Genomic DNA, 14,027 nt, shown 5'->3' on the forward strand with positions numbered 1-14,027 from the left:
TTAGGTCCTTCCCCCGATTGCCAGCCGGATTAATTCGTCACGTTGAGCGCCTCGTCAAGCGATGCCTGTGCAGACTCCAGTATTCGTTCCATAGCGGATTCAGGCTCCTCGCCTTTATTGGCTGTGGACCAGATCGCTTCTTCCCACTGCACTTTCGGCACGCCCGGGAAGAATAGCGGCTGAACATGATCGGAAACCTCCAATATGGCATCCACATCCTCCGGATCCGCCAGCAGCTGCTCTTCCCCATATGACCTTCGGGCTAATTCCACCCGGTCCCATAAAATGAGATCCTGCCAAATGATAGCCGCCTCTTTGGGCTGCTTGCTATTGGATGGCATATAGTACATAGTGAAATTTTCGATGGCGGTCTTGTAATCTGAATCCGTTGCGTCCGGCCCTTTCGGAAACGCTACAAAGCCGAACTCGTCACTCATTGCTTGCCGGTTGCTCCCCTCCCATGTTTCTCCGGTAATCATCGCTGCTTTCCCCGATTCAAACAGCGACACCGAGTCATTCCAATCATCCATGCTCGCATTTTTGTTTGGTGCGATTACCTTATGCGTATTAAACATATCGCCGAGGAAGCGAAGCGCCGTCATCGCTTTAGGCTCGCCGGAAGTAAAGACCCACTTTCCGTCCCTCTGTTCAATAATGCTTCCGCCGTTGGCATAGATCAAATGTCTGGCCAGGAAGGGAGCATGGTTCGTGAAGCCCCATTGATCCGCCGCGCCATCGCCATCCGTATCCTTGGTCGCCCTCTTCATGATGTCCAGGAACGTATCCCAGTTCCACTTGCCTTCCTTCTCCAGTTGGTGGGGATCGGGCAAGCCTTCGCGTTTAAACAACGCTTTATTATAATAGATGCCCGCACCCTCGCTGATCGAGTTTTTAAATCCATACATTTTTCCGTTGATATTGCCGACTCTTTTCATTATTTTCGGCCATTTCGGATCGTCAAAATCAAAATATTCATCGATCGGGCGCAGCAGGCCTTCTTTGATCAAGGGCATCGCATGATACAAATCCAGCAGCACAATGTCAGCTACCGGCTCCCCGGACAGGCCGGCTGCCGTCACCATCTCAATGCTTTTGCCCCATGGTACAGTAACCCATTCGATTTTCGTATTGTACTTTTTCTCCACTTCATTCTGCCGTTCAAGCTGCAGCGCGCCTTCCTGCGTTTCATCCGTAGGTCCCTTGCCCCACGTCAAAATTTTGATTGGCTGGCCATTCATATTGATGACTGGCGGCTCTTCCGCGACGGGCTCTTGGGGTTCGGTTTCCGGATTCGTTTCGGACTGCTCTGACGTCTTGGGAGGATCGGGTTCTTTCGTCTCTCCAGATTGGCTGCATGCGGCGACAAACATGAACGAGCATAGCAACAGCATTACTGTAAGCGCTTTTAAATTTCGCATAATTACTTACCCCCTGTTAAATATTTTCCATAATCATTTTTATCGCACGCTTACTTTACTTCCGGCTCGAACCTCATTAGCAGGAAAATCTTTGTAAAGCCACAACTCCGGTGTGTCCTTGATGCCGCTTATGACAATTTCAAAGTCTCCTTCCGGCAAACGGTCCGTTTCCAGCACAACCCGGTTGCCGTCGACAACAATACGCAGAATGTCTACTTTCAACTGTTCTCCGTCTTTCCAAAATTCATAATTTGTCGCGTCCTGCGCCGCCGTTTCATCTATTCTTTTGCTAAACGAGATCATCACTGAACCGTCATCCTGCCGCACCGCACTTCGCGGTTCCGGCTTTTCTGTGTACATGTAACCCCCGATATGATACTCATACGTCGTCCATGTGGCATAGCCGTAACGTTTCGCTTCTATATTCAGCTGCTGTTGCCATTCGGTCGATTTGATCATCTCTCTGACCGAACCGTTATCTGCTTGAAACCCGATCGGCAGATCGGGACTTTGCTCCCGTACTTGATCGAAGAACGGCTGGTAAGCCTTCATATAATCGGGAGGCAGTTCCTTCTCCGGCTTGTACCAGTCCGGCCAATGGGTCTGGATGTAATGAATATCCGGCTTCACCTTCGCTACCATCGCCGCGGCATCGTAGCCTTGCATCTCTCTCAGCTTCGCTACCGAGTCCGGTCCGCCGTCAATGCCGAGACTCCAGGTGGCAACCAGAATATCCGGCCGTGCTTCCCGAACGCCTCCCGCACCGTTGAAAATTTCGTTCAAAAAATCGTTGACCCCGTTTACCCGGAATTCGATCCATTTTTGGTAGAGCTCCGGATTGTTTTTATAGTAGCGGTCCGAATTTTCGTTCTCGAAATCGGGAATTTCCGAATTGTACTTTTCCTTGAACGCTTGCTGGGCATTCGGACCGACATCGCCATATACGCCGGTTTCAAATCCGTTCCATTCCGGAAAGAACGACTCCATCACTTCCACGCCGTCAAACGGATACTTGGCGACGACTCTCGCCAGCGATGATTTTTTCCATTCTACATAATCTTTATTGAATACGGAGAAGAACGTATAGCCAGCAACTTCCGAAGGCTTGATCAGCCCCATCTTCCAATTCTCCCAACCGGAAGGAAAAAAGGCGGTCGAATAGGTCCCGTTGCCGAAAACGACCATCCAGACGGCGATTCCCCGTTTATGGTAAGCTTCAATCAATTCGCGCTTAATATCGTTCTCATTTACAACGACATAATGAACCATTTTATATCCGGCCAGTTCGATTTCTTCCGCAATGCTATCATAGGATCTGCCTCTATAATACGGCCAATTGGGGTCGACCTTGATTGACGCTCCAGTCATTGCAATCGTTCGCATATCCGATGAATGATTCCCCTCTCTCTTTTCATCATTCTTGTTTGAGTCATATGATAGTTCGTTTTTATCTCCGCCCTGCATATCTCCGTCGATAGATACGCACGCACTTAAAATCACAAATAATAAGAGCAGAATGAAACAGGATAGCAGCCGTCTTCTGGTCCGTTCTCCCGCCACAGGTGATAACAATCGCTTCACCACCTTCAAATGGCATCGAATGTTTACTTCATGCCGTTCTTCTTTTTTCTGCAAGTTTCATAAGCTCTAACGCCCGTCAATCATGATTACGTTACACTTTCGTCCTTCGACCATGTCACCTCCGTCACTTCTGCAATTCCCCATTATCACCAAACCCTATGAATGAAAAACCTCCGCCTAGAAGCGTTATAGAGCGTAATTTAACTTTAATATAGATCAACGGTTATTAGCCATGAAGATTCCCACTTTTTATTGAATGATTCAATGCTTCGCATGAAATCCCATTCACTATGTATGCGTTTACCATATCTTCACTATTATAATAAATGCTCGTTTTTATGTATACAATGTACTAATTAATGCTCACTAGGTCGTATTACCTCTCCTTGCATATGCCGAATCAAGAAACAGTTGATGAGGGCCTTCGGATTCATTGGAGGCTCATTTTATGTACGCCAAACTGCTTGTCCATCTGAAAAGGCCTTTTGGAGTAGGGTAATATCCCTATTTACATTAACTGGAGCATTAATCATACTAGTCTTGAAAATATCCTCTACCAGGCTCAGCTAGAGCTAAAAGAAAGGAAGGGTGCCAAGCATATATAGAGCAGCAATACCCCTTACGAAAAGGAGGATTTATTATGGAGTTTTTTCGGATAAACAAAATGATTAAAGCGGTTTCATTTATTTTATTGGCAGCAATGGTATTGGCACTATTCCCCCCTTCACAGGCAAGCGCGTTGTCAGTCCCGCGGATTACGGTCGATAGTCCAAGTGCAGGATCGACGATATCGGACTACTTCTCCCCGAGAATCAGCGTCGATTCGCTGGATCCCGTCACAAACGTTTATGTCATGATCGGAGATCAGCGCTTCGAGCTTGCAAAGCAGGCTTCCGTATGTTCAACGAACTGCCCATATGGAAGCGTTATCGATTTGTCCGGCTTTCCCAGAGGGACGTTGAATGTGGTCTTTCACGCCGTTAACAGCGATGGGATCGATGGGGATTTGAGCGTCTCCTATACACTTAACAACCCGCCCACTCTTAAGCCGGCAACGCCCCTTCCCTTCACTGTCGCTACGCCCAATATCGCATTATCCGCGTTATGCACCGATGACGAGGAGACGGGCTGCCGGACAATGAAGGCGAGTGTGAAAAATGGCGCCCTTCTGGCCGAAGGCGTCGATAGTCTGAACAAGACGCTCGATCTTTCCGCATACGACGGCAAAAAAATCGCGTTCCAGCTGGAAGCGACGGACGCATCCGGACAGGTTTCCTCGGAACTCTATCCGCTATATGTGGAGAGTAATCCCAAGCTAATCCCTGTCGATCATGGGAACGGGCTGCTGCTCGATGCCGACGATACGCGAATCGTCTATTGGGACGCCTACTATCATCATATCGTCATTCGAGATCGGGAGACGGGAGCCGAGGAGCAATTGCCGCTGCTCGTCGCCCAGGAATGGAATCTGTCGGTCAAACTGACTCCGGCCGGGGTGATCGGAACGGCTTGGGATGCGACCGACTCCCCGTATCCTATTCGGGACGGCTACATCACCAACGGCCGCGATCCAATGGGCAAATTCCAGGAGTTTCAATGGAGCGATGGGCAGATAACCGCCCCTGATCTGACCGGATATACCGTAAGCGGTGAATATGCTGCCTATAAACGGAACGATGGAGCGGAGAACGCGCTTATGATTAGCCATCTGCCGACGAATGAGGAGCGGCAAGTGGATACAAAGACTACCAGCGACTATCAATTGACGGAGAACGGCGTACTGGTTTATGCGAAAGCGGGCAAAATATACCGCTACTCCTTTGCTGACGGTGATACCAAATTGATCAGCACCGGCACCGGAGCCCTATACTCGGAGCCTTATACAGACGGAGATACAGTGCTATATTTGAAGAACAACCGCGACGTCATCGTCTGGAAGGATGGGCAAGAATCGGTCCTTACAGGTGCGGACCGTTCAGCCTATCGCGCTGCCGGCGGCTGGATCGCTTTCGTCCGCTTGAACGGGACAGGCAAGCGCCAGTTCTGGGTCCGCACTCCGCAAGGGGAAGAGCAGCTGTTGTACACAGCCAAAACAGCCTCGAGCCGGCTGGACGGACTGGCGCCGGACGGCAGCGTCACGTTCGCCGACAATGGATCCCTGTTTATAAGCCGGATCTCGGCGGAAGGACGTACAGCCCCCGAGAGGCTGGCGCCGGAAGACGCCCACAGCTTTTACCGCGGCGGCTGGCAGCTGTTTCTGGGCGCGGCCTGGTATAAGCTAGCCGAGGAGCCTAAAGAGCCCGAGCAACCAGTGGACCCGGTTCTGACGGAGCTTGCCCTTAACGTTACCTCGCCGCTTGAGCTGAAAACTGGCGAGAAGCAAGCGCTAAAAGTGGAAGGCATATACTCGGACGGCAAGCGCGAAGACATTACGCTGCAATGCGCTTACCGGTCGGCGGATGAATCCGTCGCAGCAGTTTCGGCATCGGGAGAACTGAAGGCTATCGGCGAAGGCGGGACAACGATCGCGATTACTTGCGGTGAGTTGACGGCGAGCATAGCCGTAAACGTCTCTGCTCCGGAGCCGGCCCCAACCGCCGATCTTAACGGAGACGGCGTCGTCAATCTGCTGGATCTTATTGAGTTTATGAGAGCATTCGGAACAAAGCGTTCGGCTTCGATGCACTACGACATCAGAGTCGACTATGACAAAAACGGTGTCATCGATAGCAGAGATGCTGCGGTTTTTATGATGCTTTACCAACAGCGGATCGTTTAGCGTGTGAGTGAAGCGGACCCGGGCGGACCTGAGCGGACAGTCGATCCGTTATCTGTGAACAAAACAGCAAAAGCGGCTTGCTCGCGGACCGTAGGAGGCTGTCGATTAATTGTGGACGGGGCGAAGCGGCCCTGAGCGGATTGGTTCCGATGGCCGCAAATCGCCGCGAAAATCCCACAATTCTATATGATTTTTCGGCTCAACCTTGAAATCAGTGCTTGACTTTCTCTAACGCCATACTAACTGGATTTTATGTAGGTAAATAAGCCGGATTAGATGATTTTTGCAATCTAACTGGAAATGATGCAGCTAGTTCGGACCAAATCTATCCCTTTCATCTCGCTCCCCAATTCTAACGGCAGTTTTTCCATTTAGACTGGCTTTCTAGCCAAACAATGCAAGAACTAACTGCAGAAATTACATTTAGTTATCAAGGCCGAGAACGATCTGTCATGGAAGCCTCTCAAAGTCAAGGACTGATTATGGTTTTGAGCCGATTTTTCATACAGATTCATTGATCTCGCCTGCTCTAAGGTCAATTCTGTATGATTTTTCATATACAATCATCAGAATTAGCGCAAAATGATCAATTCTATATGATTTTTCATACAGAATCATCGATTTCGCCTGCGCTAAGGTCAATTCTGTATGATTTTTCATATAGAATCGTCAGAATGGTTGTTTTTCGAGTCAATATCGGATCGTAAGTCCGCATGGCTCACAGTTACCCGGTTCTGCGGCAAATAGTCCACAGAAAATAGACAGCCTCCGTAGGACCGCATGCCGCACGGCTCCCGGTATGGCCGCTCAAAGCCATCGCAAAAAATGAAGCCTCCGCTCCACGATAATAGTGGATTGGAGGCTTTATTGCGCTCATTTCACCAGGGCTCAAGCCGCCCTGTCACTTCTTTCAGCCAACCTTTTCCAGCACAGCGATAATCACCTTTACAGCTTCCGCCCTGGTTGCCGTCGCAAGCGGGTCAAAGCGGCCTGCGCCCTTCCCTTGCATCAGGCCGGCAGCTGCTGCAGATGCAACCTCCGCCTTTGCCCATGCCGGAATTTGACCGGCATCTGCAAAAGTCAGCGCATCAGCCGCTGCAGCATCCAGCCCCGCGGCACGGGCGGCCAGCACCGCCAGCTGTACGCGTGTGACGGCTTGATCCGGGCCGAAGGTGCCGTCCGCCGCCCCGTAAACCAGCTTAGCCTCAAAAGCGGCCGCTACACTGGACTTTGCCCATGCCGCAATGCGATCGGCATCTTTAAAGCGGTCCGCCTTCCCGTCAGCAGAATCAGAAGCGGATGGAAGCTGCAGCGCTCGCGCAAGCATCGTCACAAACTGCTCTCTTGTTACTTGCAGATTCGGACGGAAGGTGCCATCGGTAAAACCTTTGACGATGCCAAGCTTCACCGCTCCGGCGACAGCCTCATCCGCCCAATGGCCCTGCATATCCTTGAAGCCGGATGTCTCTTTACCGCCTAAACCTTCGCCAGCCCCGGCACCCTCTGCAGCTACAATCTGCTTCATAAACTCCGCTACCGCGCGCTTAAGCGCAGCCTCCGCCTCGCTTACTTGCTGCTCTGATGCATACAGCTGCTGCTGTACAGCGACTGCGGCCTCAATCGCCGCCTGCAAAGCCTTCTTGGCGCCGTCCTTATACTGGCCCGGCTCGCTGCCTTCTACGGCCGCGTCAAGCTTCGCCTTGGCATCAGCAATTGCTTGATTAAGTGACGTTTTGTCAGCTGCTGCCGGCCATGCCGGGTAATATGGCGGATCAACGCTCACGTGAACCGACTTTTTGAAGGACTCTACTGCCTGTTCAAGCGCTGTGACGGCCGCGTCGACAGCAGCTTGCCGCGCCGTCTCATCATCCAGGACCGCCTCGGCTGCTGCGATGGCCGCCTTCAACTGAGACTTCGAGCCGGCTGGATAGTTACCTGCGGAAGAACCTTCCTGCGCTTGGTCGTGCAGTTGATTCGCTTGCGCGATCACCACTTCCAGCTGCGACTTATCAACCGCCTTCACCAACTTTTTGAAGGACTCTACTGCCTGCTCAAGCGCTGTGACGGCCGCGTCGACAGCAGCTTGCTGCGCCGTCTCATCATTCAGGACCGCCTCGGCTGCTGCGATGGCCGCCTTCAACTGAGACTTCGAGCCGGCTGGATAGTTACCTGCGGAAGAACCTTCCTGCGCTTGGTCGTGCAGTTGATTCGCTTGCGCGATCAGCGCTTCCAGCTGCGACTTATCAACCGCCTTCACCAACTCCTTCACTGCCTGGGCAGCAAGCATGGAATAGCCTGCGCTTGCCACATTCCAGTCCGCCGGCAGCTTGCCGGCCTTAAGCGCCTCACTCAGCCGTGTCAAGCTGGCCATAGCGCGGTCAGCATCCCCCATTAACGTCGCCACATATGCGGCGATGCCGTGCCGTCCGCTCAGCGAATCCGCGGAAGCCCATTCCGGGAAGCTTTTGTTTACTGCCGCATAGAGCGCCTCTGCCTCGCCGCTGTCTGGGGCTACAACTCCTGCGGCGATAGCCGTAAGCTGAGCGGCCGCATCCTCCCACTTGCTCCAGTCTGCCGCAGCACTTTGGCCTGCAGCATCGAGAGACATGGCGTATTGCTTCGTCTCTTCATTCCACAGCTTCTCCTCGATCCCTTTGCGCAGCATTTCGGCATAATTGCTGAAGTAAGCCGCCGGATCGGCAGACTCGAAATGATTCTGGAACAGCCAGACGCTATCCTTCATTCCTTGCAGAGCCAGCAAATTATCCTGCAAAGCTTTGACCTGCCCGCCCTTTTTCGCCGCCATTAGACCGTCAGCGCCCTGCAAAGCCATCAGACCCAATCCGCCGGTCAGCACATCAAGCTGATATTGGTTGATCGCCAGCTTGCCTGTACGCTCATAATAGGCGCGCTGCAGCGTAATGAAGGAAGCAATAGTGGCAGCGGCACTCCGGTAATCTTCTGTAGAAACCCAGGATCCGCTTTGCTCATCCAGCTTCATCTCATACTTTGTGCCATAGACGCCAAAACGGTCTCCCCAGTTCCAGCTGCCTACGTAATCCGTCATATACCGTTCAGCCAGTTCAATCGTCTCCGGCCGCAGCAGCAAACCGAGCGCGGCAATATTGGCGGCCGCCGGGTCAATTACATTTTGCATGTCATTAAGCGTCAATGCGCCGTCCTTAAGCTGTTGCCCCGCCAGCCAGCCTGCCAGCGAATCCAGCATTTCATCCTGCTTCGTAGCGGCCTCGCGTGAAATCCCGATCGCCAGCTCATCAGTCTTCAGCACATCATTGCCTTTCGTAACGAATGCCCACAGCCTGATTTGATTCACAGCCTGATCAAGCGGCAGGCCGCGCAGCGTAAACCGGTTCGCCCCATCAGGCACAAGCAGATTTTGCCGATCCATATGATACACAATCTGCGCATCGGACAGATCCAGCCGCTTGCCGTCCTTATTGAAAGCTTCGATGACAATCGAAGTGCTATCATTGCGCCGCAGCAGCTCGCGCTCGGCTTTAATCGTCACTTTAGCCATACTTTCCCCGGCAGCCCCAAGTTGAACGGCAACTGCCAAATCGTGCGTGAAATGAATATTGTTGAAGCGGTCCGTGGCATTTACCTGCACCTGATAATCGCCGTTGACCAGCCCTTGCAGCCCGATCTTCCATGCACCCGCTGCAGGAGCCCCATGGAAAGTCTTCTTCTCCCCTGTGAGCTGATGCGTGAAAATGATCTCGATATCGTCCAAGCCGCTAGCTGTGCCAGTCACCTCATAAGGCATTGCCGCGATGACATCGCCTTCCTGCAAGGAAGACAGCGCGAATTGCGCAGGCTCCTCCGCCAGCTTCTGCATTTCGGCAGCGGTTAGCATCGTGAGGCCGCTTTCCATCACATACCATGGCCATGGATGATCCTGATCGACATAAGCGGCTTCAATCGATTGCAAAAATTGATCGACGCGCACCTTGTCGCCCATAAGTGCAGCCGTGTAAGCGATCATCGCCCAAGGGAAGGCGTCGCTCTTATCGAGTGTCGGCCAGCCTGGATGATGTTCGTTGAACGTATTGTACAACTGCAGCGCCCGCTCGCTGTCCGGCGCGATAATTCCTGTCCAGATCGGGAAAATTTGCGCGGTAGCATCGGCATAGAACGTCTGCCAATCCGGATTGAGCAGCGAGCCCGTATCCGTTTTGCCAGGCGAATACATCTTTTTATTTTCAAGCCAAAGTCCGGACTGAATCGCAGTATGGACCTGCTCCTTGAGCGCCTTGAACCTGGAGGCTTCGGCCGCGTCGGCAAAAATATGCTCCGCAATCCATTCCATATCCTTGAGGCCTTTGTACACCTCTGTGTTGTCCATCAAATACTTCACTTTATGAGTCGGCTTTGCCCAAGTGAGACCGTCTGCCTCCTGCGTGGACATCATCGCGGACGCGATCAGCAAAATTTCTTTTTTATGATCCGCAACATACGCCGTATCACCCGTGACCTCCGCATACTTGCGCAATACGTTCAGGAAGGTGGACGCATAGGAATCGGTCGAGTCAAAATCATTGGTTGCCGTTTCTGTAGCCCGGTCCGTTTCTACGACATAATCGTATACCGAGCCATCCGGAGCATCCGGCCCCTTCCCTTCATTCAAATGAGCAAAATACCAGTCCATATAATCTTTTACCACATAGGAATACTCCGGTTTTTCCAGCAAGCCCAGTAAAGCGATATGAGAGAAATAAGGAATCACTTTATACTTGCCGCTATAGCTGGCAATCGGCTTGCTGTACGTAGGGATGGCGCCATTATCGAGCGGCAGGCTGGCCATCCATGCCGCCTCGGCATCAATAATTTTTTGATACAACGCGCTTGCATCCTTCGCATCGGGATCATTCTGCCCTCCGCCGCTACTGGCCCCTGCATAGCCCGGGACCGCGATCGTGACGATCATAATTGCAGCAACAACAAAGGCAACCATTTTTCTTAAATGAACCATTTAAGTTCCTCCTCAGCCTTTTATCGCACCTGATGTAATTCCTTGAATAAATTGTTTTTGCATCGCAATATAAACGAGAATGACCGGCAGCACCATAATCGTCGACGCCGCCATCAACAACTCGTACTGCGTCGTATACTGCCCGACAAACACCGATAGCCCCATCTGAATCGGCATCAGCTTGTTTTCCGAGAACAGCACCAAAGCCAGCATAAACTCATTCCACACCGATAACGTGTTCAAAATGACAATCGTAGCCAGCGCCGGCCGGGCAATCGGCAGCATAACTTTGTAGTAGATTTGGAAGCTGGTAGCGCCGTCGATGACAGCCGCTTCCTCAAGCTCGCGCGACATCTCATCGAAAAAGGTTTTAAGGATAAAAATCGATACAGGCAGCGCTGAAGCGATCAAGGGCAAAATATAGCCGATTCGCGTATTGGCAAGCCCCAGATTGCTTACTACGATGTAAATGGAAATAAAGGCGCCGGGAATCGGAATCATCAGCGTAGCCATAAAGCCCAGAAAAATCGCCTTTTTCCCTGCCATATCCAGCCTGGCAATGCCGTAAGAGGCCAGCGATGCAAATAGCACAACGCAGCCCACGACAATAACGGAATATAAAGCACTATTAAACGTGTAGACATTAAAATCGCCCTGAAACCAGGCATCCTTGTAATTGGCAAAATTCAGCGCATTTTTCGGAATCAGACCGCGGTTTGTAAAAATTTCATTTCGCTGCTTGAGCGAGGTCGAAATCATCCACACTAACGGAAAGACAGATATAATGGCCCAAATGATCAGGGATAGATGAATAAAGCCTTTAAAAATGAGCGTACCTTTATTGCGCATATCTTTATCCCCTCTCTAGTCTTTCTTTTGGGACAGTTTTAATTGAATTAACGATAGAATAAACAGCATGATCCCGAACAAAATGGAGAAGGCGCTCGCCATGCCGAAATCGGAATTGGTAAACGCTTCGCGGTAAATTCGCAGCGCCGGCACCTCGGTCGCATAGCCCGGGCCTCCCATCGTCATCGCATAGACGTGATTGAAAATGCCGAGCGCGCCCAGTATCGTCAAAATATTGACCAGCGTATAGACTTTGCGCAGCGACGGAATCGTAATATAGCGCATTTGCTGGAACCGGTTTGCACCGTCAATACTGGCCGCTTCATACAAATCTTTGGGAATGCCCTGCAGTCCTGCCAAAAACAAAATGAACGAGCCGCCGACACCTTGCCACATCGAGCTGACCGCTACCGCATAGAGCGCCGTATCCATTGAGCCGAGCCAGACATGCGTATAATCGCCAAGGCCGATATCTTTGAGCAGACTGTTCAGCAGCCCCTTCGGCTCATAAATCCATTTCCAGATGTAGCCCACGACAATGCCGGACAAAATCGGGGGGATATAAAAGATGACGCGATAAAACTTGCTCCCGCGAATATTCGAATTTGTAGCAACAGAGAGCAGCAAGGCGATCGTGTTCATAAAAACAAGCGACAGCAGCGCGAAAATAACGCCATTGCCGATCGCCTCCCACCAGCGTGCATCCGTTATGGCGGCAGCGTAATTTTTGAAACCGACATAATCGAAGTTTTTGTTGACGCCATTGGAGTTCGTAAAGCTGTATTGAATCGTGCGAATAATCGGAAGCAAAGAAAACATAACAAAGAGCGCCAGCGCTGGCAACACATAGGCCAAATTCAAATAGCGCTTGATCACTTGCCTTCGCTTGCTGCTGTACTTCCCATTCGCGCCCGGCAAGCTGCTTGCCTCCATCATCATCACCTCTAAACTAGTACGCGTTCAAAAGGAAACGCGTTTGGTTGAACAATCGCTATAATAGACGAGCAGCCTGGTCGGCCGCTCATCCGCCAACAACTATTCTTTCTTTTCCTTCAGCGCCTTTTGCAGCTCTGCATCCATTTCCTTCAGCACCTGTTCAGGCGTTGACTGGCCGATTGCGATCAGCTGAATGCCTTTTTGCAGAACCGTTTCTACGCTAGGAGCCGGATAAGATCCGCCATTTTCAAAAACATGAGTCATGCCCAGGGAGAAGTGGCGCAATGCCGGCGACATGCCGTCCTCGGATTTGGCCGCCTCGATATTGGCAGGCAAATTAAAGCTTTTCTCCGCATATTTTTGCTGCTGCTCCTTCTCCACGAGGAAGCGGACAAATTGCATGGCCGCATCTTTATTTTTCGTATGGTTGTCGATGACGAGCGGAACGCCGATGCCGCCGGATATTTTCACCTCATACGCCGCATCTGCCGGTTTGGGCGGCAAGAAGGCGTCATACTGCGTAAACTCCGGATTCATCTCGTTGAACACGCCAATTGCCCAGGAGCCGTCAAAAATCATCGCGACCTCTTCGTTGACAAACATCTGCTCTGCCATCGGCAGATCCATCGTCGCAATTCCTTCCGCATAAGCACCGTGCTTATACAAGTCTTCAAAGCGCTGCAGCACCTGCAGATAGCCCGAGTCCATAAGCGGCTCCTTGCCCTGCTTTACGCTCAATACCTTCTCCTCGCCCAAATAAGCGAATTCGTAAGGAGCAACCAGCGTTCCGGCTACCCATGAGCCGATCCCGGTCGCGAACGGCACGATATCAGCGGCCTTCAGCTTGTCGACGGCAGCGAGCAATTCCTCCCATGTCGCCGGTGCGGACGCAATGCCCGCTTGCTCAAACAACTTCGTATTATAAATAAACTGCATATTGTTCGTGTCCATCGGGATCGCATATGTGCCGTAATGTTTGACGCCAAAAATATTGTTTTCATCGTAAGAATACGTTTTCAAAACGGAACCGGGAAACTTGTCGAACATGTCGCTCATCTCACCAAGCTCCATAATGTTTCCCGACTCTACAAGCTGCCCCAGATCGCCTGCGCCGCCTGAGAAGGTCATGACATCGGGCAGCGAATTATTTTGGACGGAAGCCATCACCTTTTGCTTGAAGCCGTCGCCGCCGAACAGTTGGACGTCAACCTTTATCCCTGTTTTCGTCTCAAAATCGGCCGCCATTTCCTTCAACAAATCATGGCGGTCATTCAAATAATGCCAGAACACCAGCTTCGTGTCTTTTTTGTCGCCCGTGTCACTTCCGCCCTCTGCCTTGTTTTCTGTATCCCCTGTTCCGGCGGACGGCGTGCCCCCTTTATTCGAATCCGACCCGCAGCCTGTCAAGCCGATCGCCGTGACGATCGATAGAGCGAGCATCCACCATTTTACATTTTTATGCTGTATCATTGTA

At 51.5% G+C, this 14,027-nt stretch carries 7 protein-coding genes; 1 reads left to right on the forward strand and 6 read right to left on the reverse strand.

The genetic code is table 11. The features are described 5' to 3' along the window. Window positions 1-29 precede the first annotated feature (29 nt). A complete protein-coding gene (locus tag ACFQ0N_RS20310; RefSeq protein WP_379329534.1) occupies window positions 30-1,418 on the reverse strand; it encodes an ABC transporter substrate-binding protein in 1,389 nt (462 codons plus the stop codon). Between the two features lie 39 nt (window positions 1,419-1,457). Beyond that, window positions 1,458-2,801 carry an N-acyl-D-glucosamine 2-epimerase gene (locus ACFQ0N_RS20315; RefSeq protein ID WP_379329536.1) on the reverse strand — a complete coding sequence of 448 codons (1,344 nt, stop codon included), beginning with the start codon at window positions 2,799-2,801 and terminating at the stop codon, window positions 1,458-1,460. A gap of 838 nt (window positions 2,802-3,639) precedes the next feature. Between ACFQ0N_RS20315 and ACFQ0N_RS20320 the strand changes: the two genes are divergently transcribed. Further along, on the forward strand, window positions 3,640-5,778 hold the full coding sequence (locus ACFQ0N_RS20320; protein WP_379329538.1) for a dockerin type I domain-containing protein: 2,139 nt from the start codon (window positions 3,640-3,642) through the stop codon (window positions 5,776-5,778). A 910-nt stretch (window positions 5,779-6,688) separates the two neighbouring features. Here ACFQ0N_RS20320 and ACFQ0N_RS20325 read toward each other — a convergent pair. The 4 genes from ACFQ0N_RS20325 to ACFQ0N_RS20340 form a co-directional block, all read right to left on the reverse strand. Further along, window positions 6,689-10,768: an S-layer homology domain-containing protein gene (locus ACFQ0N_RS20325; RefSeq protein WP_379329540.1), complete on the reverse strand. Its 4,080-nt coding sequence runs from the start codon at window positions 10,766-10,768 to the stop codon at window positions 6,689-6,691. A 12-nt stretch (window positions 10,769-10,780) separates the two neighbouring features. After that, window positions 10,781-11,617 (reverse strand): carbohydrate ABC transporter permease, encoded by an 837-nt coding sequence (locus ACFQ0N_RS20330; RefSeq protein ID WP_379329542.1) that lies wholly within the window; start codon window positions 11,615-11,617, stop codon window positions 10,781-10,783. Window positions 11,618-11,632: 15 nt separating this feature from the next. Beyond that, window positions 11,633-12,550, reverse strand: a complete 918-nt coding sequence (locus ACFQ0N_RS20335; RefSeq protein WP_379329544.1) for a carbohydrate ABC transporter permease — start codon at window positions 12,548-12,550, stop codon at window positions 11,633-11,635. A gap of 102 nt (window positions 12,551-12,652) precedes the next feature. Next, on the reverse strand, window positions 12,653-14,023 hold the full coding sequence (locus ACFQ0N_RS20340) for an ABC transporter substrate-binding protein (RefSeq protein WP_379329546.1): 1,371 nt from the start codon (window positions 14,021-14,023) through the stop codon (window positions 12,653-12,655). Between the last annotated feature and the right edge of the window lie 4 nt (window positions 14,024-14,027).

The sequence above is a fragment of the Paenibacillus sp. GCM10027626 genome (assembly GCF_042676285.1).
Lineage (GTDB): Bacteria > Bacillota > Bacilli > Paenibacillales > Paenibacillaceae > Paenibacillus_Z.

Coding starts and splice junctions, on each gene's coding strand:
- ACFQ0N_RS20310 (WP_379329534.1), bottom strand. CDS start 1,418: ATGCGAAATTTAAAAGCGCTTACAGTAATGCTGTTGCTATGCTCGTTC.
- ACFQ0N_RS20315 (WP_379329536.1), bottom strand. CDS start 2,801: ATGCGAACGATTGCAATGACTGGAGCGTCAATCAAGGTCGACCCCAAT.
- ACFQ0N_RS20320 (WP_379329538.1), top strand. CDS start 3,640: ATGGAGTTTTTTCGGATAAACAAAATGATTAAAGCGGTTTCATTTATT.
- ACFQ0N_RS20325 (WP_379329540.1), bottom strand. CDS start 10,768: ATGGTTCATTTAAGAAAAATGGTTGCCTTTGTTGTTGCTGCAATTATG.
- ACFQ0N_RS20330 (WP_379329542.1), bottom strand. CDS start 11,617: ATGCGCAATAAAGGTACGCTCATTTTTAAAGGCTTTATTCATCTATCC.
- ACFQ0N_RS20335 (WP_379329544.1), bottom strand. CDS start 12,550: ATGGAGGCAAGCAGCTTGCCGGGCGCGAATGGGAAGTACAGCAGCAAG.
- ACFQ0N_RS20340 (WP_379329546.1), bottom strand. CDS start 14,023: ATGATACAGCATAAAAATGTAAAATGGTGGATGCTCGCTCTATCGATC.